Origin of the sequence: Paenibacillus rigui (genome assembly GCF_002234615.1) — a bacterium.
In the GTDB taxonomy this organism is placed as follows: domain Bacteria; phylum Bacillota; class Bacilli; order Paenibacillales; family NBRC-103111; genus Paenibacillus_S; species Paenibacillus_S rigui.
In genome coordinates this window covers 174,000-193,014 of record NZ_NMQW01000013.1, presented here as the reverse complement: position 1 = coordinate 193,014, position 19,015 = coordinate 174,000, and the positions used below count along the sequence as shown (strand labels likewise).

At 52.8% G+C, this 19,015-nt stretch carries 16 protein-coding genes and 2 riboswitches; of the genes, 14 read left to right on the top strand and 2 right to left on the bottom strand.

The window, feature by feature from the left end:
* Nucleotides 1-20 precede the first annotated feature (20 nt).
* The 9 genes from CF651_RS09545 to CF651_RS09500 all read left to right on the top strand — a co-directional run bounded on the left by CF651_RS09545 (nucleotide 21) and on the right by CF651_RS09500 (nucleotide 11,685).
* On the top strand, nucleotides 21-2,951 hold the full coding sequence (locus tag CF651_RS09545) for a cobyric acid synthase (protein WP_094014625.1): 2,931 nt from the start codon (nucleotides 21-23) through the stop codon (nucleotides 2,949-2,951).
* Nucleotides 2,952-3,025: 74 nt separating this feature from the next.
* Nucleotides 3,026-3,592 (top strand): cob(I)yrinic acid a,c-diamide adenosyltransferase, encoded by a 567-nt coding sequence (locus tag CF651_RS09540; protein ID WP_094014661.1) that lies wholly within the window; start codon nucleotides 3,026-3,028, stop codon nucleotides 3,590-3,592.
* Complete coding sequence (locus tag CF651_RS09535; RefSeq protein ID WP_094014624.1) at nucleotides 3,589-4,629, top strand: RluA family pseudouridine synthase; 1,041 nt, start codon at nucleotides 3,589-3,591, stop codon at nucleotides 4,627-4,629. The genes CF651_RS09540 and CF651_RS09535 overlap by 4 nt, the downstream gene beginning before the upstream one ends.
* Nucleotides 4,630-4,786: 157 nt before the next feature.
* Nucleotides 4,787-5,146 (top strand): arsenate reductase family protein, encoded by a 360-nt coding sequence (locus CF651_RS09530; protein WP_094014623.1) that lies wholly within the window; start codon nucleotides 4,787-4,789, stop codon nucleotides 5,144-5,146.
* 101 nt (nucleotides 5,147-5,247) lie between these two features.
* Complete coding sequence (locus tag CF651_RS09525; protein ID WP_094014622.1) at nucleotides 5,248-6,312, top strand: site-2 protease family protein; 1,065 nt, start codon at nucleotides 5,248-5,250, stop codon at nucleotides 6,310-6,312.
* Between the two features lie 81 nt (nucleotides 6,313-6,393).
* Nucleotides 6,394-7,569: an LL-diaminopimelate aminotransferase gene (locus tag CF651_RS09520; RefSeq protein ID WP_094014621.1), complete on the top strand. Its 1,176-nt coding sequence runs from the start codon at nucleotides 6,394-6,396 to the stop codon at nucleotides 7,567-7,569.
* An 894-nt stretch (nucleotides 7,570-8,463) separates the two neighbouring features.
* Nucleotides 8,464-9,546 (top strand): Gfo/Idh/MocA family protein, encoded by a 1,083-nt coding sequence (locus tag CF651_RS09510; protein ID WP_094014619.1) that lies wholly within the window; start codon nucleotides 8,464-8,466, stop codon nucleotides 9,544-9,546.
* Between the two features lie 24 nt (nucleotides 9,547-9,570).
* On the top strand, nucleotides 9,571-10,593 hold the full coding sequence (locus CF651_RS09505; protein ID WP_094014618.1) for a Gfo/Idh/MocA family protein: 1,023 nt from the start codon (nucleotides 9,571-9,573) through the stop codon (nucleotides 10,591-10,593).
* Nucleotides 10,594-10,701: 108 nt separating this feature from the next.
* A complete protein-coding gene (locus CF651_RS09500; RefSeq protein ID WP_094014617.1) occupies nucleotides 10,702-11,685 on the top strand; it encodes an AraC family transcriptional regulator in 984 nt (327 codons plus the stop codon).
* A gap of 57 nt (nucleotides 11,686-11,742) precedes the next feature.
* Here the strand turns inward: CF651_RS09500 and CF651_RS09495 are convergent, their stop codons facing one another.
* Complete coding sequence (locus CF651_RS09495; protein WP_245855809.1) at nucleotides 11,743-12,600, bottom strand: AraC family transcriptional regulator; 858 nt, start codon at nucleotides 12,598-12,600, stop codon at nucleotides 11,743-11,745.
* Nucleotides 12,601-12,721: 121 nt separating this feature from the next.
* Here CF651_RS09495 and CF651_RS09490 point away from each other — a divergent pair, with 121 nt between their 5' ends.
* From CF651_RS09490 to CF651_RS09470, 5 genes are all read left to right on the top strand, one after another.
* Entirely contained in the window at nucleotides 12,722-13,771 is a 1,050-nt protein-coding gene (locus CF651_RS09490; RefSeq protein WP_094014616.1) for a Gfo/Idh/MocA family protein, read from the top strand.
* 27 nt (nucleotides 13,772-13,798) lie between these two features.
* Nucleotides 13,799-14,656, top strand: a complete 858-nt coding sequence (locus CF651_RS09485; RefSeq protein ID WP_094014615.1) for a sugar phosphate isomerase/epimerase family protein — start codon at nucleotides 13,799-13,801, stop codon at nucleotides 14,654-14,656.
* Between the two features lie 33 nt (nucleotides 14,657-14,689).
* Nucleotides 14,690-15,568 (top strand): sugar phosphate isomerase/epimerase family protein, encoded by an 879-nt coding sequence (locus tag CF651_RS09480; RefSeq protein ID WP_094014614.1) that lies wholly within the window; start codon nucleotides 14,690-14,692, stop codon nucleotides 15,566-15,568.
* 84 nt (nucleotides 15,569-15,652) lie between these two features.
* A riboswitch (cyclic di-GMP riboswitch) is annotated at nucleotides 15,653-15,743 on the top strand.
* A 61-nt stretch (nucleotides 15,744-15,804) separates the two neighbouring features.
* Nucleotides 15,805-15,896, top strand: a riboswitch (cyclic di-GMP riboswitch).
* A gap of 12 nt (nucleotides 15,897-15,908) precedes the next feature.
* Nucleotides 15,909-16,757, top strand: coding sequence for a glycoside hydrolase family 191 protein (locus CF651_RS09475; protein ID WP_094014613.1), 849 nt, complete (start codon nucleotides 15,909-15,911; stop codon nucleotides 16,755-16,757).
* A gap of 162 nt (nucleotides 16,758-16,919) precedes the next feature.
* Nucleotides 16,920-17,450, top strand: a complete 531-nt coding sequence (locus tag CF651_RS09470; protein WP_094014612.1) for a stalk domain-containing protein — start codon at nucleotides 16,920-16,922, stop codon at nucleotides 17,448-17,450.
* A gap of 31 nt (nucleotides 17,451-17,481) precedes the next feature.
* Here the strand turns inward: CF651_RS09470 and CF651_RS09465 are convergent, their stop codons facing one another.
* A complete protein-coding gene (locus CF651_RS09465) occupies nucleotides 17,482-18,891 on the bottom strand; it encodes a DUF4832 domain-containing protein (RefSeq protein ID WP_094014611.1) in 1,410 nt (469 codons plus the stop codon).
* Nucleotides 18,892-19,015 lie beyond the last annotated feature (124 nt).

Genomic DNA, 19,015 nt, shown 5'->3' with positions numbered 1-19,015 from the left:
GGGAGAAAGGGGAGATCGGCATGCTGGAGAAATACGGCCACGGCGGTGATTTGCGGACAGCCGCAGAAACCTTCGGACGGAACGCGGAAGCGTTTCTCGATTTCAGCTCGAATATGAATCCGCTGGGACCGCCCGACATAGTGGGTGACATTATGCGGGACCGATGGAAGGAGCTTGCGGCTTATCCCGACCCGGCGGTGCGGGAGCTGCGTTCGAAGCTGTCGGCGGTATACGGGATTCCGGCCGAGGCGATCCTGGTCGGCAACGGGGCGGCGGAGCTGATCGATTTGGCTGTACGGGTTTTGAAGCCGGGCGTGACGGCGTTGGCAAGGCCTTCTTTTTCCGAGTATGAGGAAGCGGTGGCAAAAGTCGGCGGGCGGATCTATGAGCTTCCGCTGCGGGACGCGAACGGTTTTGTATTGGAGACCGGGGAAGTCGAGCGGGCCTTAGCGGTTTCCGAGCTTCTATTCCTCGGGTCGCCGAACAATCCGACCGGCCGGTTAATGCCTGCACAGGTTCGAACGATGTTGGTCGAAGGGGCCTGGAAGAAGCCTATCATCCTGGACGAGGCGTTCATGGACTTTTGCCCGGACGAGGAGAAGCTGTCCTTGATCAAGGAGGCAGCTGCCCTGCCGAATTTGATGGTTATCCGTTCGATGACGAAGTTTTACGCGATACCGGGACTGCGGCTCGGTTTTATTGTGGCGCACCCGGATCGGATCCGGGCCATGCGGCAGCTTCAGGTGCAGTGGAGCGTCAATACGCTGGCGCAGCATGTGGGAACGGCTGTTTTAGACGATTCCGCTTATGCGGCACGCACGCACGCTTGGCTGGCGGAGGAACGACCGTGGATGCTGGAGCGTCTGGCGGCGTTAGGGCTCATCGTGACGCCCAGCGAGACGAACTATGTCTTGTTCTCGCTGCGCGGACTCGGACTTCAGGTGAAGGAGCTGCAGGCCGAGATGGGGCGCAGAGGCATCCTCATTCGCGATGCCTCGCTGTTTCCGGGGCTGGACGGGACCTACGCCCGGGTTGCAATCCGCTTGCGCGGGCACAATGAGCAGCTGATCGCAGCGCTGCAGGCTTCGATCCGCCTGCTGCTGGAGAAAGAGAGCGGAGCCGCCCCTGTGCTGGGCCATGCGGTCAAGAAGCCGGCGGGTACCGGCGCGGATATTGCCTCTGCCGGGCTACAGGAGCGTTCTCCGCATGTGGAAGCAAGCGGGCAGACGGCGGCAGGCCAGAGGCCGAACGCCGCGTCGGGAGTCGGGCAGCACACTGCTGTCGCCGGGCCAAGCTCTGAAACCACAGAAAAGGAGCCGGCCCTGGCTGCAACCCTGATGGTGCAAGGAACATCCTCTGATGCGGGGAAAAGCCTCATTACGGCTGCGCTGTGCCGCATATTGCTGCAGGACGGGCTGAAGGTAGCTCCTTTCAAATCCCAGAACATGTCGCTCAATTCCTACGTGACTCCGGACGGCAAAGAGATCGGCCGGGCCCAGGGCATGCAGGCGGATGCCTGCCGGATTGCGGCGACGACGGATATGAATCCGATCCTGCTCAAGCCCAAAAAGGATATGGTGTCGCAGGTCGTCGTACACGGCAAGCCGCTGCGCGACTACGATGCGAGGTCTTACAGGGAAAAGTACCTGGGCGAAGCGGAATCGATTGTGAAGGCGTCGCTGGGAAGGCTTCGCGAAGCGTACGATGTTGTTGTGCTCGAAGGTGCAGGCAGCCCGGCCGAGGTGAATTTGAAGGACCGGGATATCGTCAACATGCGGCTTGCCGGCTGGGCCGATGCTCCGGTCGTGCTTGTTGCGGATATTGACCGCGGAGGCGTATTCGCTTCTTTGGTCGGTACGATGGATATTTTTACGGCCGAGGAGCGGGAACGGGTCAAAGGCTTTATCATTAACAAATTCCGCGGTGACGTCAGCTTGCTCAAGCCCGGCCTGGAGTGGCTGGAGCAGCGTACAGGCAAGCCGGTGCTGGGGGTCGTGCCTTTCCTGCCGGGCCTGGAGCTGGAGGATGAGGATTCCGCATCGCTTGACCGGAAGCTGGCTTCGGGAACGGGACTTCTGCACGGCAAAGGCCAGCTTGCAGGGGAAGCTGCAGCCGCCGGTACGGAAACGGCTGAAGAAGGGCGGCAGCCGGGAACGATGCCCTTGCTGGATATTGCGGTCATCCGACTGCCGCGCTTGTCGAATTTTACTGATATCGATCCCCTCGTTTATGAGAGGGATGTACAGGTACGGTTTGTCAGCTCGCTCGAGGAGCTGGGGAGTCCGGATGCGGTCATTTTGCCGGGAAGTAAAAATACGGTCGATGACCTGCTGTTCTTGCGGCATACCGGTTTGGCTGAGGCCCTGGTTGACTATGCGCAGCGTGGCGGCCGGGTGGTAGGTATCTGTGCAGGGTATCAAATGATGGGCACGCGCTTGCTTGACCCGCAGCTGCTGGAGTCCGATCTTCCGCAAATCGAGGGCCTGGGGCTGTTTCCGACGGAAACGGTGTTTACTTCCGAGAAAAGGACGGTACGGGCGGTTGGAACCACCCGCTTGTTCAACGCAAATTCATCTGCCGATGTTGCGGCTTCCACGATTCAAGGCTATGAAATTCATATGGGAAGAACGCGTTTCCTGGAGCCAGTCGACCACCCCTTTGACATCCGGGAGGAAGGGATACATGGGAACGAGATCGAGGGTTACCATCCGGACGGCGTGATTTCATCCAACGGGAAGTGCTGGGGGACCTATATCCATGGCGTTCTGCATAACGATGATTTCCGGCGTGACTGGTTGAATCAGCTTCGTCAGACCCGCGGCTGGGAGCCGTTAACGGCGGAGCTTCGTTTTCAGGAAAGACGGGAAGCGGCCTTCGATCGGCTGGCAGAGCATGTAAGAAATCATTTGGATATGGAACGGCTGTATGAGATGATAGGAAGCAAGGCGTGAATGATTCATGGTTATGGATGAAAAAATGGAAGCGGTATGGAATAAGCAACCTGAAGCACAAGGAGGCGATTACTATGAAAATTTATACGCGAACCGGTGATGCGGGGCAAACCGGTGTCATTGGCGGCCGGGTGGATAAAGACGACGATCGGGTGGAGGCATATGGCACGGTGGATGAGCTGAACTGCTTCGTCGGGCAGGCCATGGGATTCCTGGACGAAACGAAGTTCGCTGATCTGCTTGCGGATTTATTGGAAATCCAGCACGAGCTGTTCGATTGCGGTTCGGATTTGGCTCTGCTCAAACAAGAGCTTCGTCCCTACAAGGTAACGGCCGAGATGGTGGACCGGCTGGAGACGTGGATCGATAAATATGATGCGGAGACGCCTGATATTCAAAGGTTTATTTTGCCGGGCGGCTCTCAAGCCTCCTCCGCACTGCATGTGTGCCGTACGGTGTGCCGGCGGGCGGAGCGGAGAGTCGTTACTCTCGCACGGACACAGGAGATCAATGAGCAGGTTCGGCGGTATTTGAACCGCCTCTCTGACTTGTTCTTTACGATTGCCCGGCTGGCGAACACACGGTACGGAGTTAACGACGTGGAGTATGCAAGAAGCGCGAAGGTGTTCCGCCGCAAATGACTGTATACTATGAACCTATCATTTATAATGTGTCTGCCGAAGAGGAAGGCTTTATTCTGAAAACGATTTTGCAAAGCCGGATGCATCTGTCCCGTAAGCTGCTGTCCCGCTTGAAGCTGACGGAGCAGGGCATTACGGTGAACGGGGAGCGGCAGTATATCAGCGTCCGCGTTCATGAAGGCGACCGGATCGAGGTGCGCATGCTGCAGGAGGAATCTGACGATATTTTGCCGCAGGAGCTGCCCATCGACATTCTTTTCGAGGATGAGCAGCTGCTCGTTGTGAACAAAGCTGCCGGGATGATCGTGCATCCGACACACGGGCATTATGTGAATACACTCGCTAACGGAGTCGTCCACTATTGGCAGCAGCAGGGCAAGAGCTATCGTTTTCGACCGATTCACAGGCTGGATCAAGAAACCTCAGGCACGCTTGCGATTGCCAAAAATCCGTTCGTCCACCAGCAGGTGTCCGAGCAAATGCAGGCACATCAGGTGAAAAAAGAATATATCGCCCTGGTGTACGGCGTGATGAAGGAAGAGGAAGGTACGGTGGATGCTCCGATCGACCGTGACCCGGAGGAGCCGCATATCCGCATTGTTACGGAGGCAGGCTACCGTGCCGTAACGCACTACAAGGTAGAGCGGCGTTTTCACGAGGCGACGCTTGTACGGCTCTGGCTGGAGACAGGCCGTACGCACCAGATTCGCGTCCATATGCTGCATCTCGGCCATCCGCTGCTCGGGGACAAGCTGTATAAGCTCAAGCCGCTGGCCGGGGATGAAACGCGTGAGGCAAGTGCTTCGGCTCCTGTCATGGAGCAGCCTGAAGCTGGAAGCGGGGCGCTGACTGCCCCTGACACTGCTGATTCCTCAACGGCAGCAGCCGATGCCCGTGCAGCTTATGGGATGGAGCGCCATGCGCTGCATGCGTGCACACTGGGGTTTACGCATCCGGGAACGAAGCAGTGGATGGAGTTCGAGGCGCCGCTGCCCGAGGATTTCAAGCGCTGTCTGGAGCAGCTGCAGGCGCTGTAGCCTGCCGAGGAGATTCTGCTGGGAAACCGCAGAATCTTTTTTGCGTAGAATAAGGAAATCGCCCTGCCGCCTGAAGCCGCAGCTTACTTGACTTTCGATCTGCTTTCGACCAAAATTTAAAGTTAGTAGTTTATTTGACCAAAGGAGTCCGACACCCATGAACGTAACGATGTACCAATATCCCCAATGTGGAACGTGCCGCAATGCATTGAAGTCTTTGAAGGAAAAAGGCGTGGAGGTGGAGACGATCCACGTATTCGATCATCCGCCAAGCCGCGGGCAGTTGGCTCAAATGATCGAGCAGAGCGGTCTGGAGATCAAGAAATGGTTCAATACCTCAGGCGAGGTGTATAAGGAGCTGAAATTGAAGGATAAGCTTCCGGGCATGACGGATGAGGAGAAAATCGATCTGCTGGCCTCCAACGGCCGTCTGATCAAGCGTCCGGTTGTAACCGACGGACACAAGGTGACGGTGGGCTACAAGGAAGAGCAGTTTCAAGAACATTGGAGCCGATAACAGGAAAGCACCAAGGGCAGAAAAAGCGTTTTTTTTATTACGGCTGCACCTAATCCAGTCCAGCCTTCCGGCTGATGCTGATAACCGAAGGAGCGTGAGAGCTGTTGCAGCAAAAGAAACAGAAGCAAAACCCGCTGTGGTACATCGGCGCGGTAGGAGCCTTTTTGCTCGCGAAGGGCAAGTGGCTGTTTACGTTATTGAAATTCAGTAAGTTCGGCGGCCTGTTTCTTTCCATGCTCGTTTCGATCGGCGCTTATGCGTTTATTTTTCCATGGAGCTTCTCGATTGGCTTTGTTTTGCTGATCCTGATTCATGAGCTGGGACATGTCTTGGCAGCCAAGCAAAAGGGCATGCCGGTATCGGCACCGATGTTCATCCCCTTTGTCGGGGCATTGATCAGCATGAAAAGACACCCGAGGGACGCAGTCACCGAGGCGTATATCGGGATCGGCGGTCCGGTTCTCGGAGCTGTGGGGGCACTGGCTGCCTTCGGCTTGGGCTATTATTTGGACAGCCGGCTTTTGTACAGCCTCGCGCAGGCGGGCTTTTTGCTCAATCTGTTTAATTTGATTCCGATCCATCCGCTCGATGGGGGAAGGATCGTTACTGCGGTATCCCGCTGGCTTTGGCTGGTCGGACTTATCGGCGGACTCGTGCTGATCATTTACAATTTCAGTATCATTCTGTTTATTGTGTGGGCCATGTTCGCCTACGATCTGTATAAGAAATTCGTTCGGCAGCGCAAGCATGGCGAACAGCGAATGGTGGCGGCCAGCTTCCTCATCCCCGCAGACCCTCTAATCGAGCAGGGCTATATCATCCCCGGGGAGGAGCACAAAAGAGACCTGAGCTTCGTGACCTACTCGGATCTGGAAGGACAGCAGTTCGTCCGCGTGATCTGGGAAGGGCTGGATTTTACCGGAACGATTCCGTTAATGCAGCAAGGGATTGTCCAACGCACCCATGTGACCCGATTGGAGCGCATCCCTAAGGACGACGGCTTACACCTCATGATTCATTGTCAGGTTGATTATGAGCCGTTCGAGAATGACAAGTATTACGATGTACCGACCGCAGCCCGTTGGAAATTCGGTATCGCTTATTTTGCCCTTGCCGCTTTCTTGTTCGGGATGATGACGGTAGTGCACAAGGTTGGCGGTATTTAGTTTGGGGCCTCGTTCCTCCGCTTCGGCAGAGGGCCGGGCTTCGATAGCTTATTATCTTATAAAAAAGAAGGTTGCTCTAATATGACGAAGCTGCAATCCAAGCGGTTATCCCTGATGGGATCCGCTATTTTTTCTGAGATGGCCGGTTGGAAGGAGGAAGTGCGCCGCTCCGGCGTGGATGTAATTGATCTTGGCATCGGCAGTCCGGACCAGCCGCCCTCGGAGCGGGTGATTCGTGCCATGGAGCAGGCGGTACGCAAGCCTGAAGTATACGGATACCCGACTTCGGAGGGGAGTCCGGCGTTTCGCGAAGCGGTATCGCGCTGGTACAAGCACCGGTTTCAGGTGGAGCTCAATCCGGAGACGGAAATCGTTGCTTTGATGGGGTCCCAGGATGGGCTTTCCCATCTGGCGATGGCGATTACGGACCCGGGGGATATCGCGATGGTGCCGGATCCGGGCTACCCGATTTATGGCGCAAGCCTGGTACTGGCCGGTGTGGAGCCTTATTTTCTGCCGCTGAAAGAAGCGAACGACTTCCTGCCGAAGCTGGACGAGATCCCAACGGCTATCGCAGAGAAGGCGAAATTTATTTTGCTGAACTATCCGAGCAATCCGCTTTCTGCGGTGGCTTCGAGAGAGTTCTTCGAGGAGCTTATTACATTTGCCAAAAAGCACGATCTATTGGTGGTTCATGATCTGGCTTACTCGGAAATGGCATTCGACGGCTTCAAGCCGATGAGCATTTTGGAGATTGAGGGTGCCAAAGAGGTTGCCGTGGAGTTTCACTCCTTGTCCAAAAGCTTCAATATGGCCGGCTGCCGCATCGCCTTCATGGTAGGACAACCGGATGCGGTCAAAGCGCTGCGCATTCTTAAATCCAATATCGACTATGGCGTATTCCTGGCAGTACAGGAGGCGGGGATCGCTGCATTGGAAGAAGATATGGAGCATGGTGAAAGCGTGGCAGGCCTGTACGAGCGTCGGCGCGACATTGTGATCGAGGGACTGGCGGCCGCAGGATGGCAGCTTCCGAAGCCGAAGGCGACGATGTTTATTTGGGCGCGTATCCCCGAAGGCTGGACGTCTCGACAAATTTCCCGGGAAATCCTGTATAAAGCCGGGGTGGTTGTCATTCCAGGGGATGCCTTTGGCCGGGAGGGTGAGGGCTACGTGCGCATTGCACTGGTTCAGGATGAAGACCGATTGCGGGAAGCGGTTCGTCGCATCGCTGATTTTTTACACCACAATGCATAAGCTTCCAAGGTATTTAGTGATAAAACTAACCGAACGCTGTTCGCAAGGCTTCGATAGATGTTTTCGCAACATTATAGCACCAGAATTTATAAAATTTCGGGGTGGAGCGTGTCTTCCACTCTTTTTTTGTTTTACGAATCTTTTATAACGAATATGCCATTGGGATCGCTTTGCGGCGAAGAACAAGGAGAAGCTTCGTTCCAATGTTCTAAAGGAAATAGAGGAATTTCTGGGCTGAAGAGACCTGAGTAAAGGTTTTAAGCTCCTGGTGTGCAAAGGATGCGACGACCAGCGGCTCGTCCCCGTATCGCTGTAAGAAGCAGCCGCTAAACAAAAGCAAACACAGGCTAAGCAAAAAGATGGTCAATTACATTTGTTTGAACTGCGAGGCAACGGAAGACATACTGTTTAACTTGGTTCGAAACTTCGATAGGATGGACGATAGAGACCCGAATGTTCCGCCACAGCTTGCATGCGAGGCATGCGGAGGTGAGATGTATCCCGAATCCTACAAAGGAGTACACGGATACGAATACCGGATTGAAAACCGGTTAACAAAAAAAGAAGCAGCACAAAGCACCCAGAATAGAGCAAAAGGGAATGGGTGTGGGATGGAGAAGCGATAGCGCCCGTCTTTGAAGTTCATGCTCCAACCGCTGCGGTCGGAAACCCACATCCATCCCCCCATGCACCAACGTAAATCATGCGCCAAGGATGCCGCAGGGCGTTTTTCTCACTAAGAAAAAGAGGGCTGTTAATTGCCATAATACGTGTAGCGGAAAAGTTATCAATGTCATAATTTCATACTCCTCCCTGTCGCTAATTTGCAATTTCGCGTCATAGGGAAACATGCTAAGATGAACTCAAGTCATTTAATTGTAGGAGGAATAAACGATGTCTACGAAGCTTAAAATTGCAGTAATCGGCTGTGGAGGTATTGCTAACGGGAAGCATTTACCGGCCCTCTCCAAGCTAAATAACGTTGAACTTGTCGCATTTTGTGATATTGTTGTAGAGAAGGCGCAGGAGGCTGCCGAGAAGTATGGTGTCGCAGAAGCGCACGTTTATGAGAATTACGAGGATCTGTTGAAGGACGCTTCTATCGATGTTGTCCATGTCTGCACGCCTAACGATTCGCACGCGGATATCTCTATCGCCGCATTGGAATCCGGCAAGCATGTCATGTGTGAAAAGCCTATGGCCAAGACGGCTGCCGATGCACGCCGGATGGTGGAAGCTGCGAAGCGTACCGGCAAAAAGCTGACGATCGGCTATAACAACCGTTTCCGTCCGGACAGCTTGTATCTGAAGAAGGTAGTTGAGGAAGGCGATCTGGGTGAAATTTATTATGCAAAAGCCCACGCGATCCGACGCCGTGCAGTCCCGACTTGGGGCGTGTTCCTGGATGAAGAGAAGCAAGGCGGAGGCCCGTTGATCGATATTGGCACCCATGCTTTGGACTTGACCTTATGGGTAATGAACAATTACGAGCCGAAGGCGGTTCTGGGTACGACGTTTCATAAATTGTCGCAAAAAGAAAACGCTGCCAATGCCTGGGGTCCATGGGATCCAAGCAAATTTACAGTTGAGGATTCCGCTTTCGGGATGATTACGATGAAAAATGGCGCTACAATCGTGCTGGAGTCGAGTTGGGCGTTGAATACATTGGATGTGAAGGAAGCGAAATGCACGCTTAGCGGAACGGAAGGCGGGGCGGACATGGAGGATGGCCTGCGCTTGAACGGAGAAAAGCACAGCAAGCTGTACACGAACCAGATCGCTCTGGATGCCAAAGGTGTCGATTTCTACGACGGCAAAAAAGAAAGCATGCAGGATACCGAAATTCGTCTTTGGATCGATGCGGTTTTGAACGACAAGCAGCCTATCGTTACACCGGAGCAGGCTTGCGTCGTATCTGAAATTTTGGAGGCTATTTACGAATCTGCGAAAACGGGCAAAGCCGTTTATTTCGACTAAGAGCGGAAACTGGAGGAGCCAACGATGATTAAAGTAGCCATGCTGAGCTTCTGGCATGTTCATGCCAAGGATTATGCGCGACAAGCGACGGAGCATCCGGGAACGGAAATCGTAGCCGTCTGGGACGAGATTCCGGAGAGAGGCCGCAAGGAAGCGGAAGCACGCGGCGTTCGGTTCTATGACGAGCTAAGCGAGCTTCTGGCACAGCCCGACATTGATGCGGTCATCGTCGATACCCCGACGAACCTGCATCGCGATGTGATGGTTGCGGCTGCACAGGCCGGAAAGCATATTTTCACGGAAAAAGTCGTGGCCACTACGCTGCGGGAAGTCAATGAGATTTTGGCGGCGGTTGAGGCCGCGGGCGTGAAGCTGACCGTGTCGCTCCCGCGCCTGAATGCGGATTATACGCTGGCGGTGCAGGACATTCTGAACCAGGGGCTGCTTGGACAGGTAACGCTTGTCCGTACCCGTCTGTCCCATAACGGCGCGGTTCCTTCGGAACGCGGACCGCATGGCTGGCTGCCCGAGCACTTCTACAATGCCGAGCAGTGCGGCGGCGGTGCGATGATCGACTTGGGCTGCCATCCGATGTACTTGGCGCGTCTGTTCCTGGGCATGCCGGACAGCATCACGGCCAATTACGGCTACGTGACCGGCAAAGAGGTGGAGGACAACGCGGTGTCCGTACTGCGCTACACAAACGGTGCGCTGGCTGTCGTCGAGGCGGGATTCGTAAACCGCCACTCCCCGTTCGTCATTGAGGTGCATGGCACCGAGGGCAGCCTGCTCTACTCGACGCATGACAATCAGCTGCTCGTTCGAAGCTCCAAGCTGGGCGATGAAGGAGCACAGGCGTGGCAGGTGCGAAGCGAGCTTCCGGCGAACCGCCTATCCGCCTTTGATCAGTGGGTAGCCCACATCGAACAGGACACGTATGCAGCTGAAAATATCGGGCTGGCCGTAGACCTGACCCGCTTGATGGAAGCCTCCAATCGTTCCGCCCGTACGGGGGCTGCATTCTCCTTGAACGAGCTGGCCCAATAAAACGGAGCACAAAAAGTGAATTAGCGAGAAGACCGGTTCCAGGCTTTATCCGTGGGAGGATAGATGGAACGGGTCTTCTTCCCGCTATACGTAAGGAGGTATCCCGGTATGGATCATCCCAACTTATCTGCCCGCGCTCATGTGAAGCCGTATCCTTTTGACTTGATGATGGAGCAGCCGCAAGCGCTGGATCGACTGGATGTGGAATTTCGCTGGGGAAACTACGGCATCCGGATGCTGCGTTTTCACCATACGAGCTTCGCGCCGGGAAGGAGCGTGTCTTTTCACAAGCATTCCGAATACGAATTTCATTTCATTCCACGGGGAAAAGGCAAAGTGATTCTGGGTGAACAGCCGTATGCGCTGCAGGAGGGGCTGCTGTATTTGACCGGTCCCGGGGTGATGCATTATCAGGAAGCCGATGCATATGAAGCTATGGATGAGCTGTGCCTGCACATCGACATCGTGAAGCTGGAGTCGGAGGAGGATCTCGCCGCAGATCCCGAGGACGCAGCCTGGGGGAGCAAGTGGGAGATTGCCGAAGCTGAAGCGTGTGTGCAGCAGCTTCAGACGCTGCCGATTAAACCGGTGCTGGACAAATACCGGGCGATGGAATGCTTCCTGACAGCCTACCGCGCGTGGGACGAGAACCAGCCGGGTTTGTTTACGGTGATCAAGCAGTCAATCATTCAAATATTGCTGCGGACGACGCGGGCTTATGCAGCAGGGCCTAAGCCGGATTTGCCTTCGCGCGACATGAAGCATTACCGGTATAAGCTGGCAGTGCAGTTCATTAAAGACAATTTCATGGAGCCGCTCACGCTGGAAGTGGTGGCTGAGCGCGTGCAGATCAGCCCGCGGCAGCTGCAGCGTATTTTCCGGGACCTTACCGGTGCGACCTTCAGCGAGTACATCGAGAAGGAACGGCTTGTTCACGTGTGCAGCGAGCTGAGTATGAGCAGCGAAACGATCGATCAGATTGCTTTTCGCAACGGCTTCTCCAGCGCGAATTATTTGCACTATGTGTTCAAAAAAAATTTCGGTACCACCCCCATGCAATTTCGGGTACAGCACCGAACCGAAGAGAATTGAAAGCAATCCCCCCTCCTTTTTCGGCTTGTCTATGGCAGAAGGAGGGGTTTTTGTGTCCTAATAAACATGATTGCGGAAATGCTGCGGGGAGACCCCGACATATTTTTTGAACAGGCGCGAGAAGTAAAACACGTCCTTAAAACCTAGCGATAAGGCTGTATCCTTGACGGATTGGTGGGTATTAAGCAGCATGTTTTTCGCTTCCGCGATTTTGAGCCTATGCACGTATTCATGGAGAGAATGACCGGTATATTTGTGAATGATGCGGCGTAAGGTGGACATAGAAATGTGATGCCTTTCGCATACGCGCGCTGCATCGAAAGGCTGATGGATTGACGACGATAGATCGTCCATGAGCCTGGCTACCGGATCGGCAGCGGCGGATGGCGACTGAGGCTGACTGTTCAACATCCATTCGTACAGCAGCGATTCCAACAGGAGAGCCGCACGGTCCAGATTGGCCGGATTGCCGCTTTCCATCAGCATGAAAATCCGCTCCATTTTGCTGTCATAGGCGTCATCCACTCCCGCTTGCCGTAACTTGCCCGGTTCGGTCAGCCAGGTTGTGAGCCATTCCTGAATCCGGGACCCTTCCAGCGTGAAGTAAAATTCATCCCAGGTCGCGTTCGGATCAGGACCGTAATCAAAGGTGGCATCCGGGAAAAATATAAAAAAGCTTCCTTTGCGGACAGATTGCTTTTCTTGGCCATGAATGCGGTACGTTCCCGATCCCCCTGCAATGTAGACGGCGGCATAGTGCTGAAATACGGCGTCGCTGCGAAACAGGGTCCGGTTCGGCAGATGGCCTACAGAAACGATCGATAAGGACTTGATACTCAGCTTGCTTTTATCCGTCGTTCGGTCGATGATGCGAATCGGGTCTGAACTGATCGTATAGTCCATGTAAGTGGCCATAATAGGCATTCTACCTCCTGGAGTGGTCATGGTATTCTGATTGTATAATGCGAATCATGAGGTAAGCAACTACTATGAACAAGGAATGGGGAGGCTTGGGGTTATCGTGAGCACACATCGGATGAACATTGGCGTCATCGGGGCAGGGTCGATCTCCGACATGCATCTGCAGGCATATGAAAAGCAGGAGGGCGTGAAGCTGTATGCCATTTGCGACTTGAAGGAACAGCGGGCGAAGGACAAGGCCAAGCAATACGATATAGAGCACGTTTATACCGATTACCGGGAGCTTCTGGCCAATCCGGATATCGAGGCGGTAAGTATTTGCACATGGAATAATACGCATGCGGAAATCAGCATCGCCGCTTTGCGTGCCGGAAAGCACGTATTGGTTGAAAAGCCGCTGTGCCGTTCGGTCGAGGAGGCACGCCTTATTCAGGAGGCCGTCACGGAGACAGGTAAACTATTGCAAGTCGGCTTTGTACGCCGCTATGATGCGAATGCGCAGCTTGTGAAGCGCTTCATCGATAAGGGCGAGCTTGGCGAAGTGTATTATGCGAAAGCTTCCTGCATCCGCAGACTCGGCAATCCTGGAGGCTGGTTCGCAGACACGGAGCGCTCCGGAGGCGGCCCTCTGATTGACATCGGCGTTCACGTCATTGATTTGTGCTGGTATATGATGGGGCGTCCGAAGCCGGTTTCCGTAAGCGGGAACACGTACCACAAGCTGGGCAACCGTTCCAATGTACAACATTTGTCCTTCTATAAAGCAGCCGATTATGATGCGAACTTCAATACGGTCGAGGATATGGCCAACGCACTCATCCGATTCGAAAATGGCGCGTCACTGCTGGTCGACGTCAGCTTCACGCTGCATGCGAAAAAGGATGAAATCACTGTAAAGCTTTATGGCGATAAGGGCGGCGTCGAGCTGGAGCCTGAATTGGTATTCATTGCCGAGGCGAATGATACGATTCTGAACATCACACCGCAAACGGATCATAAATCAATTAACGTACCGGAAGCGTTCCGCCGGGAGATCAGCCATTTTGTAGCGTGCTGCCAGTCCGGAGACACGCCGATCAGTCCTGTGGAGGACGGATTAGAGATGATGAAGATGCTGTGCGGGATCTACGAATCTGCGGCGAAAGGACAGGAAATCCGTTTGTAGCCGGATTTCCGCGATAGGAGGATGAACATGAAGCTGGGCGTAAGCACGTATAGCTTATACAATGCATTGAAGGCCGGGGAAATGGATGTTCTGGGTGTCATCGATTGGATCGCCGAGCTTGGGGGCGAGCACGTGGAGATTGTTCCCTTGGGCTTTGAGCTGACAGGGAACCCTGAGCTGGCTGATGCGATACGAGAGAAGACGCATGCCCTTGGCATGGAAGTATCCAATTATGCCATCGGGGCCAATTTTGTAACCGAGACGGAGGACGCATATCAGCAGGAAATCAAGCGGGTGCTGGGTGAAGTGGATATCGCTGCCCGGCTCGGGGTCACCAAAATGCGTCACGACGTGGCGCGGACGACCGATACTTCTATCGGCCATTTCAACCGTCTGCTGAATCGCATGGCGGATGCATGCCGTACGGTCGCAGACTATGCGGCCCAATATGACATCGTGACGAGCGTGGAGAACCACGGCTATTTCGTGCAGGCCAGCGACCGGGTGCAGACGCTGCTTCATGCGGTGGACCGTCCGAACTTCCGGACGACACTCGATGCGGGCAATTTCATGTGCGTTGATGAAGATCCTGTGGCTGCGGTCCAAAGAAATCTTCCGTATGCTTCCATGGTGCACGTGAAGGACTTTTACCGCAGACCTTCGTATTTGGATCCCGGTCCGGGCTGGTTTAAGACTTCCCACGGCAACTTTTTACGCGGTGCGATTGTCGGACATGGCGACATTGATATGCGGGAAGTGCTCCGCTTGATCAAAGCGTCAGGCTACGACGGCTTCATCTCGCTTGAATTTGAAGGTTTGGAAGATTGTCGTGCAGGTACACGTCTTGGCTTTGAGAATTTGAAGAGATTGTGGAATGAAGTGTGAGCACGCTGCTTATATAAATCAGGAGGGATGCAAATGAAACTGTCCAACCCTATCGGGATTATGGTCGATAGTCTGCGTATGGAGCTGCGAGACGGCTTGAGAAAGGCAAAGGAGCTTGGCGCAGACGGCGTTCAAATTTATGCGGTTTCGGGGGGGATGGATCCCTCGAACCTATCGCAGGCGGCCAGACGCGAGCTGAAGCAGTATATCGAAGCATTAGGTCTTCGGATCTCTGCATTGTGCGGTGACTTGGGAGGGCACGGCTTCCAGGATCCGTCCGCGAATCCGGGCAAAATTGAGAAATCCAAGCGCATCCTGGATCTGGCGGTGGAGCTGGGTACGAACGTCGTGACGACGCACATTGGCGTTGTGCCGGGCGACGCGAACGATTCGGTCTATGCGACGATGCAGCAGGCTTGTGAGGAGCTTGGCGTGTATGCAAAGAGCATGGGAGCCTATTTTGCGGTAGAGACGGGGCCGGAGACAGCCTCGCATCTGAAAAGCTTCCTCGATTCGCTCAGCTCCGATGGCGTATCGGTCAACTTCGATCCCGCCAACATGGTGATGGTGACCGGGGACGATCCGGTACAGGGCGTGTACACGCTCAAGGACTACATTGTGCACACGCACGTCAAGGACGGCGTAAGGCTGCGGGAAGTGGACCCGCGTGAAGTATACGGCTCACTCGGTTACGAGCCGATGAGTCATGAGCGCATCGCCGAAGCGGCCTCCGGAGGGCCGACCTATCGCGAGCTTGCGTTAGGTGAAGGGCGCGTCGATTTCGACCGCTATTTTCAAGCGCTGAAGGACATCGGCTACAATGGGTATTTGACAATCGAACGTGAGGTGGGGGATCAACCGGAGGCGGACATCGCGAAGGCGATCCAATTTATTAACCGGTTCAAGGAATAAATCAAAAGAACGATTGTTAGGTAAAAAGGCCTATGTACAGGAACGCCATTTTCCCATAATCTACAGATATCCAAAAAATATTTACTTAGATCAAGGCAAACCTGTCGAAAGATAGGGACGCAAAACTAAAGGGACTACGCTTTCTATGCCGAAAGTACGTCAGCCAGTTACCGAGAGTAGCCTTCCTACCGTAATGAACGGGAGTCATACCTTGTGACTTCCGTTTTTTTTATCTCAACCGATAAAGGCAAACCTGTCGAAAGGCAGGGACGCAAAGCTAAAGGGACTTCCCCTTCTCCATTTGAAGGTAAGTCAGCCAGCCACCGAAAGGAGATCCGTTATGCTATTTAAAGCCGCCGCTAGATTTGTAGTTTTTATTAGCCTTTTCGCGCTTATCTCAACTGTGTTACCGGGACGGCAGGCTTCGGCACAAACCGCCTCCGCGGGGGTATCGTCTATTCAATCCTTCAAAATTTTTTATGGTACTCCAACGAAAACCATTTTGGATAACATGCAGAAGTACAACATGGTCGTAATTGAGCCGACTGCTTATACTGCAGACCAGATTTCCTATATCAAAAGCCGTGGAACGATTGTCATCGGCTACACAAGTGTCATGGAAATGAACGCAGGGGACAAAACGGTTGCTCCGAATGTGGTAGAAGACGATTATTTTAAGAAAAACGGCAGCAAGGTTCTTTTTGGCCAGTGGAACAGCTATTTGATGGATATTAGCAAGAGCCATTATCAAGAAGCTCTTTTAAACCGGATCAAAACGCAAATCAGCGACAAAGGGATAGACGGGGTGTTCCTTGATACCGTCGGAAGAATAGACAGCTACTTTACGGATCCTGCACAGCAAGCCGCAATGAGAAGCGGCTATGAGCAGCTTCTTACTCAGATTAAATCGAACCATCCGCAGCTTAGCCTGATTCAGAATAGAGCATTCGAAACCTTGAAGGCCATCAGCATCCGCTATGTGAATGGAGTCCTGTGGGAGGATTTCGTTTACAAAACTGTTTCGAAAGATGCTTGGTCCAAAAAATGGATCAGTTACTTGCAGGACAATCAAAAAAATAATGGTTTGCTTGTACTTGCCACCGTACCGGATACCAAGAGTCAGGATTACAGCAAAAAACTAAACTTTATTCCGAGTTTGAATCCAAACGATGTCTATAATAAATGGTAATCAAGGCCTTATGCCTTGTGAAAGCTGCCCTAGCGAATAACTGCTGAGGCGGCTTTTTTTGTTGTTCGACAGGGTTCGATATTTTGCTTGACACTTCCTGTAGTTTCAACTAGAGTAATAATTTATCGGATAGCATGAACATGATTGCGGGGGTTGATTTTGATGGGGAAACGGGCATTGATAGGGGTAGCAATTGCGGCCGGAGCTTTCGGGTTTGCTTTGCATGCCTATAGCGAATCAGACATTAAATTATTCGTGAACGGTAAATCGACGGAAACCTCAGTAGAGCTTATTAACGATACAAGCTATATTCCTCTCCGGGCCGTATCGGAAATGCTAGGTGCGCAAGTGAGCTGGGATGATGGCACACGCAGCATTTCCATTACCGGTCCATTTCCTACAGATGAGAAAGAAGAATACAGTGATGGCAATATCAAGTTTTATCATGTGAAAACGAAACAAACCGAATTAGGCTGGGAAATCACGGCGGATATCGCGAATGCAGACGGCCACGCCTACAAAGCCATTAATTTCACGGCGGTATTCACAGACGACAAACATGCTATTTTGGGGAGAGCCTCAGGAACCGTGTATCATTTGGACTCTGGACAAACAAAGAACGTACAGTTCGTGACTTCAGATGATGTAAGCGGCTATTCTTCCATTCAGTTTCAAAAAGACTTCTCTTATTAACAATGCCATTCGCAAGAATCGCAAGAAACACCTATTTGATAGTCACTTGACCAAGTCGGTACCGATGATCGCTGCGTTTGCCCTCCATAGCGAAATCGATGCCGGCTTTTCCTGTATCCGGATCTATGATAGCCAGACATAGCGTATAAGTTCCCGGTGCCAGATGGGGAGGGATGGCAATGCTCTGGGTGAATTTTTTACTACCCGGCAGCCAGGAACGGACATCCTCGTTGGTTACACTGGCGGTAACAAGCTGTTCGTTCGCATCTGCCAAAGAAAGCTCCACTTTCCATGAATAGTAGAATGGGGCAACGCCCTCATTCTTTATCAAAATATCGACAGGCATGTTCACCCCCGGTTTCACTATGGCGGGATGTCTTTCGGACTCCACCAGGAAACGATAGCCCATCGTTTTTAGAAGCTTTTCCAAATTGGTTTGCCGGGTCGTATTCCTTATCCAGTTGGTAGGAACGTTGGGTCCAAGCCAAGAGGTATGGCTGACTTGGACTTGCTTCAGCATGCTGTCCAGATTGGCGGAGCTGAGATGTGTTTCCAGCGAGTGCTCGCTTGTGAACTCCCCTCCGCTGGGAGCGTACATCCAAAAGTCCGGCATTGCAGGCATTTGCTCTCCGGTTAACCAGAAGCTGTAGCCTTTTTGAAACCAGGGGACGAATTCTTTCATTGTACCGTCTTCACTTCCGAAAACATCGTTGAATAAGCCGACGGAACGGTCTTTACTTGGAACGGGATACGGTCTTCGCATGAGCAATTGTTTATCCGTAAACCCGTTTATATAGGGAGTTAAGTAACGATTGGCCACGTCCGTTCCTGGAAAGGGATGATTAAGCGAATCGTCCTTTGTGTGCCATTCGCCCCAATGTCCGATGCTTCCGAGCTCTATGAAGGCTACGGCAGGGCTTGAATTGTAGCGTTCAGCCAATTTGGAAATTATTTTCTGATGATAGGCGATTAATTTCTCATTATTATAGTTAGGACTGAAGCCTTTTCCATATGAAATATCATACCAGGTTCCATCGGCCGAAATTTCCTGACTTAACCAATCCGGGATATCCTGATGAGCCTCTTGTGTCGGGTTATCCATCATAAAACGCAAGATGAATTTCATGCCCTGTTCGGTCCATTGGCGCATATGTACTTTCTGCTCAAATTCCTCAAAACGATAAATACCTTTCTCAGGCTCCAGGTCGCGCCATGTTAATTCGGCATAAACCAGCTTATGAGGCTCCGTGCTCTCCGTTTCTTCAGCATCCACGGCAAGGCCCATATAAGGATTCGTCAAAAGTTCAGAGGATGGGACAGGCCGGAATGTGGTCATTTGCCGGCTCTGCAGAGCGGAAACGCCATAATTCAACAACAAGCAGCCGGATAGGAGAGCTATGCCAATACTTATAGCATATTTTGATTTTCGTATTTTCATCATGAGCTGATCCCCTTAAGATGTTTTAGGTCTTAATCATTATAAAGGATTATGTCACGGTTTCAACAGCGAAGTGGAAAATGTGCCCAGTGAATCCGGTTTATACAAAGCTAAAGATTACTTAATA

Coding starts and splice junctions, on each gene's coding strand:
- CF651_RS09545 (WP_094014625.1), top strand. CDS start 21: ATGCTGGAGAAATACGGCCACGGCGGTGATTTGCGGACAGCCGCAGAA.
- CF651_RS09540 (WP_094014661.1), top strand. CDS start 3,026: ATGAAAATTTATACGCGAACCGGTGATGCGGGGCAAACCGGTGTCATT.
- CF651_RS09535 (WP_094014624.1), top strand. CDS start 3,589: ATGACTGTATACTATGAACCTATCATTTATAATGTGTCTGCCGAAGAG.
- CF651_RS09530 (WP_094014623.1), top strand. CDS start 4,787: ATGAACGTAACGATGTACCAATATCCCCAATGTGGAACGTGCCGCAAT.
- CF651_RS09520 (WP_094014621.1), top strand. CDS start 6,394: ATGACGAAGCTGCAATCCAAGCGGTTATCCCTGATGGGATCCGCTATT.
- CF651_RS09510 (WP_094014619.1), top strand. CDS start 8,464: ATGTCTACGAAGCTTAAAATTGCAGTAATCGGCTGTGGAGGTATTGCT.
- CF651_RS09505 (WP_094014618.1), top strand. CDS start 9,571: ATGATTAAAGTAGCCATGCTGAGCTTCTGGCATGTTCATGCCAAGGAT.
- CF651_RS09500 (WP_094014617.1), top strand. CDS start 10,702: ATGGATCATCCCAACTTATCTGCCCGCGCTCATGTGAAGCCGTATCCT.
- CF651_RS09495 (WP_245855809.1), bottom strand. CDS start 12,600: ATGGCCACTTACATGGACTATACGATCAGTTCAGACCCGATTCGCATC.
- CF651_RS09490 (WP_094014616.1), top strand. CDS start 12,722: ATGAACATTGGCGTCATCGGGGCAGGGTCGATCTCCGACATGCATCTG.
- CF651_RS09485 (WP_094014615.1), top strand. CDS start 13,799: ATGAAGCTGGGCGTAAGCACGTATAGCTTATACAATGCATTGAAGGCC.
- CF651_RS09480 (WP_094014614.1), top strand. CDS start 14,690: ATGAAACTGTCCAACCCTATCGGGATTATGGTCGATAGTCTGCGTATG.
- CF651_RS09475 (WP_094014613.1), top strand. CDS start 15,909: ATGCTATTTAAAGCCGCCGCTAGATTTGTAGTTTTTATTAGCCTTTTC.
- CF651_RS09470 (WP_094014612.1), top strand. CDS start 16,920: ATGGGGAAACGGGCATTGATAGGGGTAGCAATTGCGGCCGGAGCTTTC.
- CF651_RS09465 (WP_094014611.1), bottom strand. CDS start 18,891: ATGATGAAAATACGAAAATCAAAATATGCTATAAGTATTGGCATAGCT.